Raw genomic sequence first — 19,600 nt, 5'->3', positions numbered from 1 at the left:
GACTGAAGATGGACTCGATCGACCCCACCGATCTCGACACGTGTCTGCGGGTGCTCGCACAAGCCGCCGAGCTGGACAAGAATCATCCGGATTCCATCGCCGTCCAGCGGGCGTCCGGTGCCATGTTCAAAGATCTCAAGCGTGCTCGACGCGTTGCCGCACGCAACGCCGTCAACGCAGCCGACCGGGCAGTCGTGGCGGCCACGGCGACCGGATCCCCGGATCGTATCGACGACGAGACCGCAGGTCTGTCCCTCACCTCGCGCGCCGAGGGTGAGATCGCGGGCACCTTGATCAGGGCGCGCCCGTGCTACATCTGCAAGCAGCGCTACACCGGTGTCGATTCGTTCTACCACCAGCTGTGTCCCGAGTGCGCGGCGCTCAACCGCGGCAAACGCAACGCACGAACCGACCTGTCCGGCCGGCGAGCACTGCTGACCGGAGGTCGGGCGAAGATCGGCATGTACATCGCCCTCCGGCTGCTCCGCGACGGCGCACACACGACGATCACCACGCGTTTTCCCAACGATGCCGTGCGCCGGTTCGCTGCGATGGACGACAGCGATCAGTGGTTGCACCGCCTGCGCGTCGTCGGTATCGATCTACGAGACCCCGCTCAGGTTGTGGCACTTGCCGATTCGGTCGCCGCCGAGGGACCGCTCGACATCCTGATCAACAACGCTGCGCAGACGGTCAAGCGCTCCCCCGGCTCGTACAGCGCGCTGGCCGACGCCGAAGCGGAACCGTTGCCCGCGGCACTGACCGACGGTGCTGGGCCGGAACGGATCACGTTCGGCAAGACCAGCGACGCCCACCCTGCGTCGTTGGCCAGCTCGTTGCCGGCCACGGCGATCGGCGGTCAGCAGGTCTCGGCGACTCTGAGCGCAGACGACGTCGCGTCTCTGGCGATGGTGGCGGGTTCGGTGACAGCGGAGCGCATCGAGAACAGACTGGCGATCGACGCGGGCGGCCTGGTGCCCGACCTCGCCGAGACCAACAGCTGGATTCACACCGTCGAGCAGGTCGATCCGGTCGAGTTGCTCGAAGTGCAGCTGTGCAATTCCGTGGCACCGTTCATTCTCGTCTCACGCCTGCGCGCGTCGATGGAGGCGTCGCAGGCTCGACGCAAGTACGTGGTCAACGTTTCTGCCATGGAGGGTCAGTTCGGTCGGGCATACAAGGGCCCGGGGCATCCGCACACCAACATGGCCAAGGCGGCTCTGAACATGCTGACTCGAACCAGTGCCAAGGAGATGGTGGAGAGCGGCATCCTGATGACCGCCGTCGACACCGGATGGATCACCGACGAGCGCCCGCACCCCACCAAGATGCGGCTGGCCGACGAGGGCTTCCACGCGCCGCTGGATCTGGTCGACGGTGCTGCGCGGGTGTACGACCCCATCGTCCAGGGCGAACTCGGAGTCGATCTGTACGGCTCGTTCCTCAAGGATTACCAGCCCTCGCCCTGGTGACGATCGGCCCCGGGTTCGTTCCTCCGGGCGATTCTGCACGTGGATGCCCCGGAGCAACCCCGGGCTGCGATACTCGGAAACGACGCCGTCTCGCGTGAGCGAACGGCACCGAGACACAGCGTTAGGCGGTCACCATGGGCGAGGATGTCGAACGCCGAAAGTTCACCAGACAGGACCGACACCAGTTTCGACAGAAGGTTCAGGACTGTCTCGACGCGTTGGCCATCATGTTGGCTGACGAGACGTTCCAGGTCGGCGAACCCCAGATCGGCATGGAGATCGAGCTCAACCTCGTAGACGAGGACATGGCACCGTCGATGGCCAATGCCGAGGTACTCGACGCCATTGCCGATCCTGATTATCAGACCGAGCTGGGCCAGTTCAACATCGAGATCAACGTCGATCCTCGACCGCTGCGGGGCTCGTCGATCGCCGAGTTGGAGACGGATCTGCGGCGATCGCTGAATGCTGCCGACGAGCGGGCCCGTGGCTCGGGTAGTCGACTTGCCATGATCGGCATGCTCCCGACTCTGACGAAGGAACACTTCGAACACCGCTGGCTGTCGGCGAATCCGCGATACGACCTACTGAACCAGCAGATCTTCGCCGCCCGTGGTGAGGACATCGAACTGAAGATCGCGGGCGTGCGTCTGCCCGGGTCTGCGGCCGCCGAGAACCTCGATATCGTGACCGACACGATTCTGCCCGAAGCGGCCTGCACGTCCGTCCAACTGCATCTGCAAGTCGCCCCTGACGAGTTCGCGTCGTATTGGAATGCCGCACAGGCGTTGTCGGGTGTTCAGGTTGCGCTCGCCGCGAACTCGCCGTTCCTCGCCGGGCGTGCACTGTGGCACGAGACCCGCATACCGTTGTTCGAGCAGGCCACCGATACGAGGCCGCAGGAACTCAAGAACCAGGGAGTTCGCCCGCGAGTGTGGTTCGGGGAGCGATGGATCACCTCGATCTTCGATCTGTTCGAGGAGAACTCGCGCTACTTCCCCGCCCTGCTCCCGGTGTGCAGCGAAGAGGACCCCAAAGCCGCTCTGGCCCGAGGTGATACGCCGTCGCTGTCGGAACTGCGGATGCACAACGGAACCGTGTACCGGTGGAACCGGCCGATCTACGATCGATCCGGCGACGGGCACCACATCCGGCTCGAGAACCGCGTTCTGCCTGCCGGACCGACAGTCGTCGACACCCTCGCCGATGCCGCGTTCTACTACGGCACCGTACGGGCTCTCGCCGATGCCGATCGGCCCCTGTGGTCGCAGATGTCGTTCGATGCCGCCGAGGAGAACGTGCACTCCGCAGCGCGCGGCGGGTTCGATTCGATGCTCTACTGGCCCGAGGTCGGCTGGGTGAGTCCGCAGGAGCTGGTACTGCGCCGATTGCTTCCGATGGCCGAGGCCGGTCTCGCCGCGTACGGCGTCGACTCTGCCGTACGTGACCGCTATCTCGGCATTATCGAAGCGCGGTGCCTGGCCAAGCAGTCGGGTTCGGGGTGGCAGCGAGCCGCCGTCGTCGCGCGCGAACGGGCCGGCGATACTCGGGGGCAGGCTCTCGCGGGGATGTTGGGAGATTACGTGGACAGGATGGACACGGGAGAACCCGTGCACACCTGGACCCACTAGCCGACGCTGCCGGCGGCGTCCGCGTTAGTGTCGTAACCATGACTACGTCCGACTCGGATTTCACCTCAGGCCCCGACCGCACCCACGACATCGTCGTCTACGGCGTCACCGGATTCGTAGGAAAGCTGACGGCGAAATACCTCGCCGAACACGCGCCTGCCGACACCCGTATCGCGCTGGCAGGCAGGTCCACCGGACGCATCGAGGCAGCGCGAAAAGAACTGGGACCCACCGCCCAGAACTGGCCCGTCATCGAAGCCGACGCCGCCGACACCGCTGCGCTGCGATCCATGGCCGAATCGACCCGAGTCGTCATCACGACGGTCGGCCCGTATGCCAAGTACGGCATGCCACTGGCAACTGCGTGCGCCGAGGCCGGAACCGACTACGTCGACCTCACCGGCGAGGTGCTCTTCGCTCGCGAGAGCATCGACACCAACCACGAGATCGCACAACGTACCGGTGCCAGGATCGTCCACTCGTGCGGGTTCGACTCGGTTCCGTCCGACATCGGTGTCCACGCTCTGTACGAGGCCGTCACGGCCGACAATGCGGGCGAACTCACCGACACCACGCTCGTGGTCACCTCGATGTCGGGCGGGGTCAGTGGCGGTACCGTCGACTCGCTCCGTGGTCAGATCGAGGCCATGAAGAAGGACAAGCGGGCCCGACGCATCGCGGCCCGTCCGTACTCGCTGAGCCCCGATCGAAGCCTCGAGCCTCAGCTCGGCCGCCAACTCGATACCGTGCTCATCGACGGAAAGAAGATCGATCCGAGCCTGCGCGGGTGGAAGGCTCCGTTCGTGATGGCCTCGTACAACACACGAGTCGTGCGGCGTACCAATGCACTTCGAGACTGGGCCTACGGAAAGCAGTTCCGGTACAGCGAGGTGATGAGCGTCGGCTCGTCCGTCGTCAGCCCGGTGCTCGCCGGCGCATTGTCGGCCGGACTGTTCGTCGGAGTATCGGCCATGACGGTACTGCCGGGCAAGGTGCTCGATCGCATCCTGCCCAAGCCCGGTAGCGGCCCCAGTGAAAAGGCCCGAGAGAAGGGCCATTTCACGGTCGATCTATACACCCTGACGACGTCCGGGGCGCGATACCGGGCCCGGGTCAAAGCGTCCGGCGACCCCGGCTACAAGGCGACGGCGGTCATGCTCGCCGAGTCCGCACTCGCGCTGGTTCTCGGTGGAGACGCACTGCCCAAAGCCAGCGGAGTTCTCACTCCCGCGACGGCCATGGGCGACGTTCTGGTGGACCGTCTGAATGCGGCCGGTATGGAGATCTGGGCCAAGCGGAACTGATTGCGGTGCAGGGAACGTCGGGCACGACTGGATATCGCGCATCGACACTTCCGGTCGCGGCGCTCGCCGCCGAGTCGGTCGGTGCCCTCGGCACCGCCGTCGCCCAGTTGCAAAGCGCGCTGGGATCGGTGACGACGGATTCCGAGACGGTGACGCCGACAGCGTCCATGGCGCGTATCACCGCGTCGTTCATGGGCGACACCGTGTTGCGGATCGACGGCGAGCCGGTGCAGGGTTTCGCCGATCTGTCCGGCTTCTTCCCGGTGTCCGACGGTTGGGTGAGAACCCACGCCAACTACCCACACCACCGAGAGGCATTGCTCGGTGTGGTGGGCCTCGGTGGCGCCGGCTCGGCGGAGTCGATCGACGTGTTCGGCGATCGACTCCGTGGAATGTCCGGGTTCGAGCTCGAAGAGCTGTGCGCGGCGTCGGGCGCTCTGGCCGTGCGGGTCCGCACGGAAGAACAATGGTCCGCTCACCCCGCTGGTATTGCCGCGAGCTCCGGTCCGGTCGTTACACGAAGTGCGGCCGATCCGGCTGCCCGAGTGCGCATTCCGTCGTTCCGGCTGCTTTCGTCGCTTCGGCCACACGGTGCCGAATACCCGTTGGCGGGTATCCGGGTGCTCGATCTGACGCGGGTGATTGCCGGTCCTGTCGCTACGCGCGCTCTCGCACTTCTCGGTGCCGACGTGCTCCGTGTCGATTCGCCCCGGCACCCGGAGTTGCCCTGGCAGCATCTGGAGAACGGCCAGGGCAAGCGGTCGGCCCTGCTGGACCTGGACACGGCGGAGGGACTCGATCGGATGCTCGGGCTCCTCGACTCGGCCGACGTGCTCGTCACCGGGTATCGGCCGGGGGCCCTCGATCGTTTCGGCCTCGAACACCGGGCGGACCTCGTCCACGGGCGCATCAGCGCATGGGGCACAGAGGGTCCCTGGTCGCGGCGGCGGGGCTTCGACAGCCTCGTTCAGGCTGCGAGCGGTATCTCTGTTCTGGAAGGCCGTGACGGTCGGCCCGGTCGGCTTCCGGCTCAGGCGCTCGATCATGCGAGCGGTTATCTGCTGGCTGCCGGAATCGTCTCGGAACTGGCGGCGCGCGTAGAAGGGTCGGCACTGCGGCACCGGTCGACGTAGCGCTCGCAGCAACGGCGGCGTGGCTGACCGGTCTTCCCGGGCGCGACCCCGAACACGGCCCCGCCGCGCTACCGCCACCCGAGTGCGTGGTCACGCACGGCTCGGTGACGGCAGCGCGACCGGTGTTCGACTGCTACTCCGACTACGCGTACCCGGCTCACGTCTGGGGTAGCGACGAGGCCGGTTGGTTACCGCGCTGACCGGTCTGCGGAGCTACTCCCGGTCAGCGCAGAAGCCTCGGTGTACAGATCCTTGGCCTCCTCGGTCGAATCCACCTGGGGCGGAGAACCATCGAGCGGCTGAGTAGCCGACTCGCGGAGGAAACCGACGGCGATCAGACCGATGACGCCGCTGATGATCAGGTAGTAGGCCGGGATCATGGTGCTGCCGGTGGAACTGACCAGGGCCGAGGTGACCAGCGGTGTGGTGCCGCCGAAGATCGACACCGACAGGTTGAATCCGATCGACAGTGCGGCGTAGCGCACGCGCGTCGGGAACAGTGCAGGCAAGGTGGAGGCGCTGGGTGCGGCGAAGCACGCCAACACCACTCCCAGCAGCAGGCACGCAATCAGAGGCCCGATCCATCCGCTGCGCTGAATCAGCAGGAAGCACGGGATGGCCAGGACTATCTGTCCGATGGCACCGAACACGAACACCGGCTTGCGGCCGATTCGGTCGGTCAGCCGACCGACGGCCACGATGATGGACACGACCACGACCATCGCGGACAGCACCAACAGATCGGCGCTGAGCTGGCTGCGACCGACGACCTCGGTGAAGTACGTGGGCAGGTACGAGGTCACCATGTAGTTGGTGACGTTGTACAGCAACACGATTCCCATGCAGATGAGCAGTGCTTTCCAATGGACCGTGAAGATCTTTCCGATCGAGCTGCGTCCGGTCTCCTGCGCCTTGACCTTCGAGTCGTGCTCGTCGAGTTGCTTGCGGAACGCGGGGGTGTCCTCGAGCTTGAGGCGCAGGTACAAACCGATGATGCCCATCGGTCCGGCAATGAAGAACGGTATGCGCCAGCCCCATTCGATCATGGTGGCGTCGCCCAGTACCGCATTGAGAATCGTCACCAATCCGGACCCCATCGCGTATCCGACGAAAGTGCCGAAGTCGAGCCAACTGCCGAGAAAACCACGTCTTTTGTCGGGTGAGTATTCGGCGATGAAGGTCGTGGCACCGCCGTATTCACCACCGGTCGAGAATCCCTGAACCAGGCGGGCGACGAGCAGCAGGATGGGAGCCCAGATTCCGATCGAGTCGTAGCTGGGAATCAGGCCGACGGCCAACGTACCGATCGACATCATGATCATGGTGGCGGCCAGGACCTTCTGGCGTCCGATGCGGTCGCCGAGAGGGCCGAAGAACAGTCCACCGAGTGGCCGTACTACGAACGCGGCCGCGAACGTGGCGAAGGTCGACAGCAGCTGGACTGCGGGTGACGCGTCCGGGTAGAACACCTTGCCCAGTGTCGCGGCCAGATAGCCGTACACACCGAAGTCGAACCATTCCATCGTGTTGCCCAGTGCCGCTGCAGACACGGCCCGCTTGAGCATGGGCTGGTCCACGACCGTGATGCTTTCTTCCGACATCGCCGGCTTGCGACGCATACGTTTGAAGAATGCGTCACGCCGCAGACGCTGTACGTGGCGCTGGCCCCATTTCGGGATCTGGGGTGACGACTCGGGCGATTCTGGACCTTGCGCAACCGTCATTGCAGCAACGTTAGCGAGCGCAATGACCAGCAGACAAACGCCGAAACGGACATCGGCACGCACGAGCGTACATTCCCCCAGGTAGAGGACGGTCGATCGAATCTTGGCCACTACCTTGACAATTGGCGCATTGATCGCAATACGGACAGGTCTCCTCGGCGTGCGTGACGACGGTGGACGGCGGCCTGGCACGATGGACCCATGCCCACCCATGACTACGCCCTGGCCGTGAGCTGGACCGGCAATCGCGGACACGGGACGGCGAATGCAGCCGCATACGACCGCGATCATCTCGTCACGGCACCCGGAAAGCCCGATCTCTCGGCCAGTTCCGATCCGAGCTTTCGAGGCAATCCCGAGCGGTGGAATCCAGAGGAGCTACTCGTGGCATCACTGTCGAGCTGCCACATGCTCTGGTACCTCGGGTTGGCCGCCGCGTCGCACGTGACCGTCACCGACTACGTCGACTCCCCCACCGGGGTCATGACCGAGCAATCCGACGGCTCGGGGCAGTTCGTCGAGGTGACCCTGGCTCCGGTAGTGACGGTCGCCGATTCCTCGATGGTGACCCGTGCGGAGGAACTGCACGCCGAGGCCGCAGCCAAGTGCTTCATCGCTCGATCGGTCAACTTCCCGGTCCGCCACAATCCGACGACTCAGGTGAACGCATGACCGTACCGATGATCGTCGACGTCGACACCGGGATCGACGACTCGCTCGCACTGCTCTACCTGTTGGCCACCGACGAGGCCGAGATCCTCGGCATAGCGTCCACCGCCGGTAACGTGCCGGTGAACCAGGTCGCCGCGAACAACCTGGCCTGGCTCGACCTGTGCCGCGCGGCCGATATCGAAGTGTCGCTCGGTGCGCAGGTGCCGTTGGTGGCACCACTGATGACCACCGAGGACACGCACGGACCGCAGGGCATCGGATATGCGGAGCTGCCGGTGTCGAGTCGGGACCTGTCCGCACGCGATGCCACCACGATGTGGATCGAGTTGGTTCGCTCGCGACCGGGTGAGATCACCGGTCTCGTCACCGGTCCGCTGACCAATCTCGCGCTGGCGGTTCGCCGAGACCCCGAGTTGCCTGGGCTGTTGAAGCGATTGGTGTTGATGGGTGGTGCTTTTCAGCATCAGGGCAACACGACGCCGACGAGCGAGTGGAACATCGCGGTGGACCCCGAGGCTGCAGCGGAGGTCTTCGCCGCTTTCTCCGGACTACCCGAGGACCGACGTCCGATCGTGTGCGCACTCGACATCACCGAGACCATCGAGATGACACCCGAGCACATTCGCCTTCTCGGTGAACGCGCCGGAAGCGTTCCGGCCGAGCTGATCTCGTCGACCGATGCGCCGGGGACGCGATCGACGGCCTCGAACCCGATCGTGCGCCATTTCTCGGACGCGGTCCGCTTCTACTTCGAATTCCATCGCGATCAAGAGCAGGGCTTTCTGGCCCACATGCACGATCCGTTCGCCGCTGCAGTGGCGGTGCAACCGGATATCGCCACCTACCGGCACGCGACCGTGGACGTGGAACTGGTCGGAACCCTCACTCGCGGAACGACGGTGGCGGATTGGCGCGGAATGTGGGGCAAGCCTCCGAACGCAGCCATCGCCACCCACGCCGATCCTCAGGCGTTCTTCGATCAGCTCGTCGAACGCGTCGGCGAGCTGGCGGCGACTCTGTACCCCGCCCAGTAGGGACAGCAGACGTCAGGAATCGAAGGCGTCGAGTAGTTCCTGAGCGGCCAATGCGGCCGTGAGCGACCCGTCGCGCACGCGAGATTCCACGTCGTCTCGAATTGCCTTCACCGACGGGCTCTGAGCCAACCGGCGCAGTAGCTGATCGTTGACCATCGTCCACGTCCAGTCCACCTGCTGCTTGCGACGCTTCTCGGCGAACTCGCCTGCGTCACGGAGCACCTGCTGGTGGCGGAGCACCGTGTTCCAGAACTCGTCGAGGCCGGTGCCTTCGATGGCGCTCATCGTCAACACCGGGGGCTTCCAGATCGCATCGTGCGGATAGATCAGCCGCAGCGCACCCGCCAACTCTCGCGCCGCGTTCTTCGCGTCGGTCGCGTGCTTGCCGTCGGCCTTGTTGACGGCCACCAGATCTGCGAGTTCGAGAACGCCCTTCTTGATGCCCTGCAACTGATCCCCGGTACGCGCAAGCGTGAGGAACGTGAAGCAGTCGACCATGTTCGCGACGGTCACCTCGGACTGGCCCACGCCCACGGTCTCGACCAGGATCACGTCGAACCCGGCGGCTTCGAGCAACACGATGGTCTCTCGGGTCGCGCGGGCCACTCCGCCCAACGTTCCCGAGGTCGGCGACGGCCTGATGTACGCGTTCTCCTGCACCGCCAAACGCGACATCCGGGTCTTGTCACCCAGGATGGAACCACCGGTACGCGTCGACGACGGATCGACCGCAAGCACCGCCACCCGATGGCCCTGTTCGATCAACCGCATTCCCAGCGCATCGATGAATGTCGACTTCCCGACCCCCGGAACCCCGGTGATGCCCACCCGGTGAGAACCGCCGGCGTCGGGCAACACCCGAAGGAGCAACTGCTGCGCCAGATCGCGATGATCCGCGCGGGTCGACTCGACCAACGTGATCGCCCGCGCCAGCCCGGATCGTTCGTTCGCTCGGACCGACTCGGCCACCGCATCGATGTCGATGACGCGGCCCTTGTTCGGAGAGTTCATATTCAGGCGTTGGCCTCGCGTGGTGCATGCCCGAGCGCAACGGACAGCTTCTCCACCAGGCCGATCGCCGCGTCGGCGATGACGGTGCCCGGAGGGAAGATCGCCGCGGCACCCGCCGCGTAGAGCTCGTCGAAATCGCCGGGCGGGATGACGCCACCGACGACGATCATGATGTCCTCGCGCCCGACCTCGGCCAAGGCCTGTCGCAAGGCGGGCACCAGCGTCAGATGGCCCGCCGCCAGCGACGACACTCCGACGACATGGACGTCGTTGTCCGCCGCCTGCCGGGCCACCTCCTCGGGCGTCTGGAACAACGGACCGACGTCGACGTCGAAGCCGATGTCGGCGAACGCCGTGGCAATGACCTTCTGGCCTCGGTCGTGTCCGTCCTGCCCCATCTTGCACACCAGAACACGAGGACGACGGCCCTCGTCCTCGGCGAACTGTTCGACCAACGCGGTCGCGCGGGTGATGTTCTCGGATTTACCTGCCTCGTCGCGGTACACACCACTGATTGTCCGGATTTCCGCCTGATGGCGCCCGTAGACCTTCTCCAAGGCGTCGGAAATCTCACCGACGGTGGCCATCTTGCGGGCGGCATCGATGGCGAGAGCCAGCAGATTGTTCTCCATGCCCGGCTGGTCCGACGCTGCGGCCCGAGTCAGGTTCGCCAGGGCGGCCTCGACCTCGGCGGTGTCCCGCTCGGCACGAAGACGCTCGAGCTTCTCGATCTGTTCTTTTCGCACCTTCGAGTTCTCGACCTTGAGTACCTCGATGGTGTCGGGCTCGTCGGGCACGTACTTGTTGACGCCCACCAGCGGTTGGCGCCCGGAGTCGATGCGCGCCTGGGTACGAGCCGCCGCCTCCTCGATGCGCAACTTCGGAATGCCTTCGCCGATGGCCTGCGCCATGCCGCCCGCTTCCTCGACCTCCGCAATGTGTGCGCGAGCCCGATTCGCCAGCTGATGGGTGAGCCACTCGACGTAGTGCGACCCGCCCCACGGATCGATCGGCCGAACGGTGTTGGATTCCTGCGCGATGAGTAGCTGAGTGTTGCGGGCGATACGGGCCGAGAAGTCGGTCGGCAACGCCAGTGCCTCGTCGAGCGCGTTGGTGTGCAGGGACTGCGTATGGCCCTGGGTCGCGGCCATGGCTTCGACACAGGTGCGGGCGACGTTGTTGAACACGTCCTGTGCGGTCAGCGACCAACCCGACGTCTGCGAATGAGTGCGCAGGGAACGGGATTTGGCACTCTTGGGCTCGAATTGTTGGACGAGCTCGGCCCACAGCAACCGCCCGGCGCGGAGCTTGGCAACCTCCATGAAGAAGTTCATTCCGATGGCCCAGAAGAACGACAGTCGCGGCGCGAACGTGTCGATGTCCATGCCGGCGTCCAGGCCGGCACGGATGTACTCGACACCGTCCGCGAGGGTGTAGGCGAGTTCGAGATCGGCTGTGGCACCGGCTTCTTGGATGTGGTATCCGGAGATGGAGATCGAGTTGTACTTCGGCATCTTCTCGCTGGTGTACGCAAAGATATCCGAGATGATGCGCATCGACGGCTTCGGCGGATAGATGTAGGTGTTGCGCACCATGAACTCTTTGAGGATGTCGTTCTGGATGGTGCCGGCGAGTTTCTCCGGCCCGACGCCCTGCTCCTCCGCGGCGGCGACGTACAGCGCCAGAATCGGCAGCACCGCTCCGTTCATGGTCATCGACACCGAGACGCTACCGAGGTCGATGCCGTCGAACAGCTGACGCATGTCGTAAATGGAATCGATTGCCACCCCGGCCATTCCGACATCACCCTGCACTCGCGGGTGATCGGAGTCGTAGCCCCGGTGCGTGGCCAGATCGAACGCCACCGACAGGCCTTTCTGCCCGGCCGCGAGGTTGCGGCGGTAGAAGGCGTTGGACTCGGCTGCGGTGGAGAATCCGGCGTACTGGCGAATGGTCCACGGTTGGTTGACGTACATCGTGGGATACGGCCCGCGGAGGAACGGCGGGGCACCCGGATAGCTGTGCAACGGGTAGCCCTCGGCCTCGGCGGCGTCCCGGTCTGCCTCGGTGTACACCGGCTTGACGTCGATGCCCTCGGGAGTGGACCACACCACCTGCTCAGGCGTGTAGAAGTTGGCCTTGGCACCGTTCTTCACGTGTGTGGCCACGTCCTCCGCGGACGGCGGCGACGGCGTCGGCTCGTCGGGATCGACCAGCGGTACGTCGGCGAAACTGCCGATGGTGTGCGAGATTCGGTTCTCGTCGGTACTCACTTCGAGGCTCCCAGCGTGTCGAGAAGTTCGGTCAGCACGGCGACGGCGTCGACCTTGGCGGTCAGGAATCCATCGGGACGGGACGGGCCGTCGACGCCGGCGAAGATCTTTTCCGGGCCGGCGAGCAAGACCCGCGAGACCCCAGCCGCACGCAGAGCATCCACGGCAGTAGCGGCCTCGTCGCCGTAGCGCTTGTCGGTTCCGCACACCACGGCGATCGAGGCTCCCGACGCTTCGACAGCACCGGCGACAGCGTCGACTCCCAGGGGGCCGGGGTTGACCGCTTCGATTCCCCCCGACGCCAACAGATTGGACGCGAAGGTCGTCCGGACGTTGTGCTCGGCGACGGTCCCCAGCGGGATCAGTAGCACCTGGGGCCGCGAATCATGTTGGACCAGATAAGAATCGGATCGATCTCGGAGCGACTCGAATGCCCGGCCGTACCGATACACGGGTGCCGAGCCGGCAGGCTGCGTCTGCCCGGGAGTCAGGGGGGCCTCGGCCAGATTGGGAAATTCGTTGACACCGGTCAGCGGAGTGATGCGATGCGCGATGTCGGAATCGCGTTCGGCACGGGTTTTCTCGATGTCGGCGACCAGCGAACCGTCCGCGGTTGCAGCAGCGAATCCGCCCGACGCTTCGATGGTCTGGAAGAAGTCCCACGCCGTCGCGGCGACCGCAGCCGTGAGTTCCTCGATGTACCACGAGCCCGAACCCGGATCCAGAACCCGACCCAGATGGGCTTCCTCCAGCAGGAGCAACTGAGTGTTTCTCGCGATACGGGCAGCGAACGTCTTGGACACTCCGGCGGCGCCACCGTTCAGTGCCGCGTCGAACGGCAGCACCGTCACCGAATCCGCACCACCCACTCCGGCGCCGAACGACGCAAGAGTGGTACGCAGCATGTTCACCCACGGATCGCGCTGAGACATCATCGCTTCCGACGTCACCGCATGCTGAGGAGCATCACCGGCGTCGGGCGCACCGCACACCTGCGCAATCCGTGCCCACAGAATGCGAGCAGCGCGAAACTTGGCGATGGTCTGGAACTGGTCGTCGGTTGCTGCGAATCGAAACTCGATCTGGCGCAATGCATCCGAGACGGCCACACCGTTCTCGGTCATCGATCGGACGTACTCGAGCCCGGCCGCGATCGACGCACCCAGTTCCTGCGCATCCGACGCACCGAGATTGTGGAACACGGTGCCGTCGACGGTGATGGCACGCATCGACTCGGCGCGGTCGATGCACGCGCGGGCCAGGTCGAGTGCATCGGCCATCTCTATGGATTCCGTGCCTGCCACTGCAGCAGTGAGAGTGTCCACTCCGAGTCTGACGTCGACGGCGGCGCGATCGTCGATCTCTGCCGCATCGAGAACGTCGAACAGTGCCGTCGCTGCCGCGCGAACATCCCTGCGGGCATCGATCGTCAACGGGGCCAGCTCGAGCAGCACACCACGGAGAGCCTCCGACAGAGCCGACGGATCCAACCCACGCGACCCCACCGTCAACCAGAGCGCACTGGTGCCGTTGGCGAGCGAATCGAGGATCTGACCGTTCAGCGCGGGCACACCGTCACGAACGTCGGAACCGTGACGCGTGCACACCTTCCAGCCCGCATTGACGTCCCGATGCGGATCACGCCCCCGCAGGTACGGAAACTGCCCCGGCAACGGACCCTCGGGGCGCTCGTCGAACGCGGTGTACAGCGGAGACACCGTGATTCCGTCGTACGTCGTGGAATCGAGAAGATGTTCGGGATCGGCAGGCAGATCCGCCACATCGACCCGGCGAGACTTCGCCAGGACCCCGGCCACCGCCTGCTGCCAGGCCGCGTGGGCACTGCGTGCGGCATCTTCGTGCGACGCGATGGACACGTGTGCTGCTCCCTCGGTTCGGCGGGCAGTCCTACACCCGACTTGAAGTGATGCTAACCCCACCTACATGCAGGCTATCGTGAGGATCACCTCACGTTCGGTGACCCACGCCGCAGGCTCCGCTCCCGCCCCTTTTCGGTCACTCCGCAGGCTCCGCTCCCGAACCGTTCTGTCATCTCACGCCGGTACTCTTGCCTCTCGTGACCCGGCACCTGCGCGACCTTCGTCTGATCGCGCTACTGGCGGTGATCGTCGTCCTGGCTGTCGTTGCGGTGTTCGCCCCGCATCCGAGCGTCGAGCAGATGCGCCAGTGGGGCACCTCGGTCGGTCCTGCGTTTCCGCTCGTGTTCTTCGCCGTCCATGCACTGGTGACCATTGCACCCATTCCCAGAACCCTGTTCACATTGAGCGCCGGAGTGCTGTTCGGGCCATTCACCGGTCTGGCGGTGACGATCGGTGCCTCTACGGTCAGCGCGGTCCTCGCCCTGCTGTTGGTTCGGGCGATCGGGCGAGAAGCCGTGGCGTCGCGGATGTCGCATTCGGCTCTCGACTCTGTCGACGAGAGCCTGCGCCGACGAGGGTGGCTCGCGGTCGGCTCTCTGCGATTGATCGCCCCGGTGCCTTTCTCTCTGGTGAACTACGCCTGCGGTGTGTCGGCGGTTCGACTCGTACCCTTCGCTCTGGCCACTGCCGCCGGCATGCTGCCCGGCACCCTCGGGATCGTGGTGATCGGTGGAGCAATCGGCGGGCAGACCCATCCCGCACTGCTGGTGCTGTCCGGGATCTGCATTGCGATCGGCGTGAGCGGGTTGTTCGTCGACTGGCGGTTGTCGCGGACTCGTGAGGCCGCGTCGGCAGCGGAGAACAGGCGTCAGGGTGAGAACCTTGATTCGGGACAATCAAGCCTGGAAGCTTGACTTGATCCAATCAACGCTCTAGCCTTGTCGAATGTTCGTCATGACCGTCGACCAGCGTCGCAGCAGACGTGACATCGATCGCGTGCCCGATCTACTGGACCGCTATCGCGATTTCGATCTGATCCGCCCGTTCGAACGCACCGCAGGCGACGAGGTCCAGGCCGTCTGTGAGGACGCAGCAACCGTCGTCGCGATCGCCCTCGACCTGGTGGCGACGCCACATTGGAGCGTGGGAATCGGCGTCGGTTCGGTCGAGCTTCCGTTACCCGACACGACGCGCGCCGGCCGGGGCCAGGCATTCGAGGCTGCCCGAGACGCCGTCACCAGAGCGAAGAACGCGCCTGCTGCGCTCGCCGTCACCGCACCCGAGCCGGAAGCGGCCGAGGACGCCGAAACCGCATCGACCTTGGTTGCCATACTCGTCGCTCGTCGCTCGGACCAGGGCCGAGAAGCGGTTGCGCTCATGGCAGAGGGAATGTCGCAGACCGACGCGGCCGAAAGGCTCGACATCAGCAAACAGGCTATGTCGCAACGACTTTCCGTCGCCGGCTGGCACGTCGAAAACGCCGGCCGCACCCTTGCCGCGAGGTTGTTGAACGCGGCGAACACGACAGGAAGCCACACGTCATGATCGTCGTCGCCCTCGTTCTACTGGCTCTGACGGCAGGTGTCGCCCTCGTCCCGGCCGGTGACCGCGTCAGGCTGTGGGTCCCCACCGCGGCTGCCTCGACTCTGCTCACCGCAGCCGCTGTGCTTGCCACGCTCGCCGGGCCGGCACACGGCGTCGGTCATGCAGTCGGAGTCGTCCTGAGCGTTGCCGTGGCCGCCGTCGGCGGCACCGCCGTGGTGCCGAGCGTCTTTCGCGTCGCCAGACGACAGAACGACTCGACCGACGACGAGCCGGTCGAGCCGCTGCGTGGAGGGTTGACGATAGGAATTCTCGAACGTGTTGCCGTTGCGGTATCCATTCTCACCGGCTGGCCCGAGGGAATCGCCATCGTACTGGCGGTCAAAGGACTTGCGCGCTACCCCGAACTGCGCGAATCCCACGCCTCCGAACAGTTCATCATCGGCACCTTCGCCAGCGTTCTGTGGGCACTGGCGGCAGCGGGCGTGGGATTCGCGATCAATTCGTGATCAGCGCGCTTCCGGTTCTGCCTCGGGAGATGCCGACAGGGCACCGATATCCAGACCCTTGGACAGCTCCGGAGATGCGGCCAACGACGTGTCCACCGGCTTACGGGCCACCGCCTCGGCGGCCTTGACGGCTTCGGCGACAGCCGGATCGGTCTTTGTCTCGAACCACTCTGCAACCTCGTCCGAGTCGTCCTCGGGCTTCGGCTCGTTGCCCGCGGACTCGTTGGGCTCGTATCGGAACACCCCGTCCTCGCCTGGGGCTCCGAGGGTCTTGGCGAATCCCTTGAGAGCGTCGCCGAAATCGCTCGGGATCATCCACACCTTGTTCGCGTCGCCCTGCGCCATCTGAGGCAACGTCTGCATGTACTGGTAGGCCAACAGTTCTGGAGTGGGCTTACCGGCCTTGATGGCACCGAAGACCTTCTCGATGGCCTTCGCCTGCCCCTGAGCCTCGAGGTACTTCGCGGCGCGATCACCCTGAGCCCGCAGAATTCTGGACTGACGCTCACCCTCGGCAGTGAGGATGGCCGCCTGCTTACCGCCCTCGGCTGCGAGGATTCGGCTCTGCTTGTCGCCCTCGGCTGTCTTGATCGCCGATTCACGGTGCCCCTCGGCCGTGAGAATGGTCGCGCGCTTCTCGCGGTCGGCCTTCATCTGCTTCTCCATCGATTCCTGAATCGAGGGTGGCGGATCGATGCTCTTGAGCTCGACGCGGGCGACTCGAAGACCCCACCGACCGGTGGCCTCGTCCAGCACCACTCGGAGCTGACCGTTGATCGAATCACGGGACGTCAGAGTCTCTTCCAACGTCATTCCGCCGACGACGTTACGCAGCGTGGTGGTGGTCAACTGCTCGACACCGACGATGTAGTTGTTGATCTCGTACACGGCCGACTGCGGATTGGTCACCTGAAAATAGACGACGGTGTCGATCGACACCGTCAGGTTGTCCTTGGTGATGACCGGCTGCGGCGGGAACGAGACGACCCGTTCTCGCAGATCGACTTTCGCACGGATGCGATCGACGAACGGGACGAGGAACGTGAGCTGACCGGACACGGTACGCGTGTACCGACCGAGTCTTTCGATCACTGCTGCCTCGGCTTGCGGGACGATCGAGATGGACTTGGCCATCAACACGGCGACGAACGCAACGATGACGGCCAGTGCTATGAGTGCTTCCACTGGCTTTACGGTCCCTTCCATACGACGGCGGTGGCACCGTCGATTTCCATCACGGTCACGGTGGTACCGGGGGCGTAGACCTCTGTCTCGTCCAACGGACGCGCGGTCCACACCTCGCCACCGAGTTTGATCTGGCCTTCGTGCGCAGTGACCTGTTCGAGCACGACTGCACTCTTACCGGTGAGAGCGGCAACCCCCATCGGGGTGTCCGGCGGATGTGCGAAGCGCCGCAACAAGATCGGACGCAGACCCAGAACCAACGCCAACGACAACACGCCGAAAACGATTGCGTCGGCCCATACCGGGAAGTCGGTCAACGCCGACACCCCGGCGGTACCGAGCGCACCGCCGGCGATCATCAGTAGGAAGAAGTCCCCCGTCAGTGCTTCGGCACCGGCAAGCACAACCGCCGCTATGAGCCACAAGATCGCTGCCACAAGCTCCATCCTGGCACGAATCGGACATCCGCCGACGGATCAGCTGGTCGTAACAGCTACTCGGTGACGAAATCGACCAACTGTTCGACGGCACCGATCAGTGGAGCCTCCAGATCTCGGAAGCTCGACACCGACGAGTACACCCGCCGCCATCCTTCCTGCGGAGTTCCCCAGCCCAGCTCTCGACAGATTCCGGTCTTCCAGTCCTGGCCGCGCGGAATCTTCGGCCACGCCGCAATGCCGACCGCCGACGGCTTGACGGCCTCCCACACGTCGATGAACGGATGACCGGTGACGAGAACGTGTTCGCCCAGCGATCTGGTCATCTTCGATTCCTTGGATCCGGTCACCAGGTGGTCGACCAGGACCCCGACGCGACGGCCCGGGCCGGGGCCGAAATCGGCCAACCGCTCCCCCAAGTTGTCCAGGCCCTCGAGATGTTCGACGACCACGCCCTCCACTCGAAGGTCGTGTCCCCACACGCTTTCCACCAGGGCCGCGTCGTGCACACCCTCGACCCAGATACGGCTGGCACGAGCCGTCCGGGCTCGCAGGCCCTCGACCTTGGTGGATCCGGACGCCGATCTGGTCGGTTTCGCCGCGGTCGCGGGCTTCGGGCGAACCAGCGTCACCCGGCGGCCGTCGATCAGAAATGCGGCCTCGCGCAGGGCGAACAGTCGCGTCGTTCGGGCACCGTCCTCGAGTCGGACGAAATCTCCGTCGTATGTGCGCTCGAAGCCGACCACAGCACCGCAATAACCCGAACCTGCGTCCTCGACCACCATGCCGCGCTCGGCCGGCACCTCCGGTGCCGGGACCTTCCGCATGCGACTGTGCCCTTTGAGAATGTCTCCGCCGTACATGTCGTTCACGGCGACCAACGCTAGCGATACCGGCGTCCCGAGCACGGTTCGCCACGCCGACCTATGCTCGTGAGTCGTGTGTTCTCCGAGTGCAAGTCTTGCCCTGTGGGCCGGTTCCTGGCTGGCCGGTGTCGGTTCGCCGGACGACGTCATCGACGCGATGTCCGAGTGGGCACCGATGCATCTGGTCGGTGCCGGTGACGACGAGGCAGCAACGACGTACGGGCTTCGATTTCCGGGCTACGCAGAGGGCATCGCCGGGGCGCTCGCCGCGGTCCGAACCGCCGCGAACGCAGGACCCTCACCCGCAGCCGGGGAGGAACGGATACGTCTGGTGCTGCCCGCAGCGGGCGCAGTGGCCGAACTGCCGGCTCGGACAGAATTCTCTCGTGCAGCGATCGGTGCCGAGCAGGCGGTGATGATCGGTACCCCGGGCTCCGCCGGAATCGGGGTGGTACCCGTCGTCGAGGGCCCCGACGTGCTGCGCTGGACCGTGTATTCGATCGACGTTCCCTCTCACGCCCACCGAGATCGAGGTCTCGGTGAGGCCGAGTACGAGATGCGCGAGGCCGTGCGCGGCGCGGCGGATGCACTCGCACAGATGCAATCGCTCCCCACCCGCACTCTCGAGGCCGACCCGCGCACTCGCATCGCCGAGCTGATCGCCGACGCTGCACGGCACCGCTATCCCCCCGAGATGTCCGAACGCGCCTTCCGAGTGCTCGAATCGGCCGATCGGGTTGCGGCCATCCTCACCGTCGCCGCCGGATCGGCTCCGTCGGAGGCACCGACTGCCGCCGCAGCGGCCGCCCGAGAAGAACTCGTCCGGCCGCTGTGGGCCGCCGTGCGCACGGCCCGGACCATCGCCGTGGCGACGAGCATCGGTGCCTCGATGCAGTCGGCCCGATGACCGACAGGACCGACACGTAG

General features: G+C 65.2%; 17 protein-coding genes. 10 read left to right on the top strand and 7 right to left on the bottom strand.

The window, feature by feature from the left end:
* Window positions 1-8: 8 nt before the first annotated feature.
* The 4 genes from CH266_RS13270 (at window position 9) to CH266_RS13255 (ending at window position 5,540) form a co-directional block, all read left to right on the top strand.
* Window positions 9-1,472 carry an SDR family NAD(P)-dependent oxidoreductase gene (locus tag CH266_RS13270; RefSeq protein ID WP_094715403.1) on the top strand — a complete coding sequence of 488 codons (1,464 nt, stop codon included), beginning with the start codon at window positions 9-11 and terminating at the stop codon, window positions 1,470-1,472.
* A 134-nt stretch (window positions 1,473-1,606) separates the two neighbouring features.
* The gene (locus CH266_RS13265; RefSeq protein WP_094715402.1) at window positions 1,607-3,103 is read left to right on the top strand and encodes a glutamate-cysteine ligase family protein; all 1,497 of its coding nucleotides are present in this window, start codon (window positions 1,607-1,609) and stop codon (window positions 3,101-3,103) included.
* 38 nt (window positions 3,104-3,141) lie between these two features.
* The gene (locus tag CH266_RS13260; protein ID WP_032365784.1) at window positions 3,142-4,407 is read left to right on the top strand and encodes a saccharopine dehydrogenase family protein; all 1,266 of its coding nucleotides are present in this window, start codon (window positions 3,142-3,144) and stop codon (window positions 4,405-4,407) included.
* A 5-nt stretch (window positions 4,408-4,412) separates the two neighbouring features.
* Window positions 4,413-5,540, top strand: coding sequence for a CoA transferase (locus CH266_RS13255; protein WP_255175900.1), 1,128 nt, complete (start codon window positions 4,413-4,415; stop codon window positions 5,538-5,540).
* Window positions 5,541-5,728: 188 nt separating this feature from the next.
* Here CH266_RS13255 and proP read toward each other — a convergent pair whose 3' ends face one another.
* On the bottom strand, window positions 5,729-7,159 hold the full coding sequence (gene proP, locus CH266_RS13250; protein WP_370878783.1) for a glycine betaine/L-proline transporter ProP: 1,431 nt from the start codon (window positions 7,157-7,159) through the stop codon (window positions 5,729-5,731).
* 306 nt (window positions 7,160-7,465) lie between these two features.
* Here proP and CH266_RS13245 point away from each other — a divergent pair, with 306 nt between their 5' ends.
* Window positions 7,466-7,936 carry an OsmC family protein gene (locus CH266_RS13245; RefSeq protein ID WP_032365782.1) on the top strand — a complete coding sequence of 157 codons (471 nt, stop codon included), beginning with the start codon at window positions 7,466-7,468 and terminating at the stop codon, window positions 7,934-7,936.
* Window positions 7,933-8,970 (top strand): nucleoside hydrolase, encoded by a 1,038-nt coding sequence (locus CH266_RS13240; protein ID WP_094715401.1) that lies wholly within the window; start codon window positions 7,933-7,935, stop codon window positions 8,968-8,970. Before CH266_RS13245 ends, CH266_RS13240 begins: the two co-directional genes overlap by 4 nt.
* A gap of 12 nt (window positions 8,971-8,982) precedes the next feature.
* Here CH266_RS13240 and meaB read toward each other — a convergent pair whose 3' ends face one another.
* From meaB to mutA, 3 genes are read right to left on the bottom strand one after another with little or no spacing between them, the layout of a single operon-like run.
* The gene (gene meaB / locus CH266_RS13235) at window positions 8,983-9,981 is read right to left on the bottom strand and encodes a methylmalonyl Co-A mutase-associated GTPase MeaB (RefSeq protein WP_032365780.1); all 999 of its coding nucleotides are present in this window, start codon (window positions 9,979-9,981) and stop codon (window positions 8,983-8,985) included.
* 2 nt (window positions 9,982-9,983) lie between these two features.
* The gene (gene scpA, locus CH266_RS13230) at window positions 9,984-12,254 is read right to left on the bottom strand and encodes a methylmalonyl-CoA mutase (protein WP_094652831.1); all 2,271 of its coding nucleotides are present in this window, start codon (window positions 12,252-12,254) and stop codon (window positions 9,984-9,986) included.
* The gene (mutA, locus tag CH266_RS13225; RefSeq protein ID WP_094715400.1) at window positions 12,251-14,131 is read right to left on the bottom strand and encodes a methylmalonyl-CoA mutase small subunit; all 1,881 of its coding nucleotides are present in this window, start codon (window positions 14,129-14,131) and stop codon (window positions 12,251-12,253) included. Before mutA ends, scpA begins: the two co-directional genes overlap by 4 nt.
* A 200-nt stretch (window positions 14,132-14,331) precedes the next feature.
* On the opposite strand from mutA, the gene CH266_RS13220 reads away from it, so the two are divergent.
* Genes CH266_RS13220 through CH266_RS13210 form a run of 3 tightly spaced genes read left to right on the top strand, consistent with a single transcriptional unit; the run spans window position 14,332 to window position 16,185 of the window.
* Window positions 14,332-15,048 carry a TVP38/TMEM64 family protein gene (locus CH266_RS13220; protein ID WP_094715399.1) on the top strand — a complete coding sequence of 239 codons (717 nt, stop codon included), beginning with the start codon at window positions 14,332-14,334 and terminating at the stop codon, window positions 15,046-15,048.
* A gap of 31 nt (window positions 15,049-15,079) precedes the next feature.
* Window positions 15,080-15,679 carry a hypothetical protein gene (locus CH266_RS13215; protein ID WP_094715398.1) on the top strand — a complete coding sequence of 200 codons (600 nt, stop codon included), beginning with the start codon at window positions 15,080-15,082 and terminating at the stop codon, window positions 15,677-15,679.
* A complete protein-coding gene (locus CH266_RS13210) occupies window positions 15,676-16,185 on the top strand; it encodes a hypothetical protein (protein ID WP_094715397.1) in 510 nt (169 codons plus the stop codon). Before CH266_RS13215 ends, CH266_RS13210 begins: the two co-directional genes overlap by 4 nt.
* On the opposite strand, the gene CH266_RS13205 is transcribed toward CH266_RS13210, so the two are convergent.
* The 3 genes from CH266_RS13205 to CH266_RS13195 are packed head-to-tail and all read right to left on the bottom strand — an operon-like array spanning window position 16,186 to window position 18,670.
* On the bottom strand, window positions 16,186-17,370 hold the full coding sequence (locus CH266_RS13205; RefSeq protein ID WP_032370513.1) for an SPFH domain-containing protein: 1,185 nt from the start codon (window positions 17,368-17,370) through the stop codon (window positions 16,186-16,188).
* Between the two features lie 5 nt (window positions 17,371-17,375).
* A complete protein-coding gene (locus tag CH266_RS13200) occupies window positions 17,376-17,807 on the bottom strand; it encodes an NfeD family protein (RefSeq protein ID WP_027497041.1) in 432 nt (143 codons plus the stop codon).
* A gap of 56 nt (window positions 17,808-17,863) precedes the next feature.
* Complete coding sequence (locus CH266_RS13195) at window positions 17,864-18,670, bottom strand: DUF3097 domain-containing protein (protein WP_032365846.1); 807 nt, start codon at window positions 18,668-18,670, stop codon at window positions 17,864-17,866.
* 76 nt (window positions 18,671-18,746) lie between these two features.
* On the opposite strand from CH266_RS13195, the gene CH266_RS13190 reads away from it, so the two are divergent.
* Window positions 18,747-19,580 (top strand): hypothetical protein, encoded by an 834-nt coding sequence (locus tag CH266_RS13190; protein WP_176457081.1) that lies wholly within the window; start codon window positions 18,747-18,749, stop codon window positions 19,578-19,580.
* Window positions 19,581-19,600 lie beyond the last annotated feature (20 nt).

The sequence above is a fragment of the Rhodococcus sp. 06-1474-1B genome (assembly GCF_002258885.1).
Taxonomy (GTDB): Bacteria; Actinomycetota; Actinomycetes; order Mycobacteriales; family Mycobacteriaceae; genus Rhodococcoides; species Rhodococcoides fascians.
Note: the sequence above shows the minus strand (reverse complement) of the source record. Positions and strands in the feature narration are given on the sequence as shown.

What these genes read in the sequence shown, in the direction of transcription:
- proP (WP_370878783.1), bottom strand. Translation starts at nt 7,159, where the DNA reads ATGCGTCGCAAGCCGGCGATGTCGGAAGAAAGCATCACGGTCGTGGAC.
- CH266_RS13245 (WP_032365782.1), top strand. Translation starts at nt 7,466, where the DNA reads ATGCCCACCCATGACTACGCCCTGGCCGTGAGCTGGACCGGCAATCGC.
- CH266_RS13195 (WP_032365846.1), bottom strand. Translation starts at nt 18,670, where the DNA reads ATGTACGGCGGAGACATTCTCAAAGGGCACAGTCGCATGCGGAAGGTC.
- CH266_RS13215 (WP_094715398.1), top strand. Translation starts at nt 15,080, where the DNA reads ATGTTCGTCATGACCGTCGACCAGCGTCGCAGCAGACGTGACATCGAT.
- CH266_RS13240 (WP_094715401.1), top strand. Translation starts at nt 7,933, where the DNA reads ATGACCGTACCGATGATCGTCGACGTCGACACCGGGATCGACGACTCG.
- meaB (WP_032365780.1), bottom strand. Translation starts at nt 9,981, where the DNA reads ATGAACTCTCCGAACAAGGGCCGCGTCATCGACATCGATGCGGTGGCC.
- CH266_RS13260 (WP_032365784.1), top strand. Translation starts at nt 3,142, where the DNA reads ATGACTACGTCCGACTCGGATTTCACCTCAGGCCCCGACCGCACCCAC.
- CH266_RS13265 (WP_094715402.1), top strand. Translation starts at nt 1,607, where the DNA reads ATGGGCGAGGATGTCGAACGCCGAAAGTTCACCAGACAGGACCGACAC.
- CH266_RS13210 (WP_094715397.1), top strand. Translation starts at nt 15,676, where the DNA reads ATGATCGTCGTCGCCCTCGTTCTACTGGCTCTGACGGCAGGTGTCGCC.
- CH266_RS13270 (WP_094715403.1), top strand. Translation starts at nt 9, where the DNA reads ATGGACTCGATCGACCCCACCGATCTCGACACGTGTCTGCGGGTGCTC.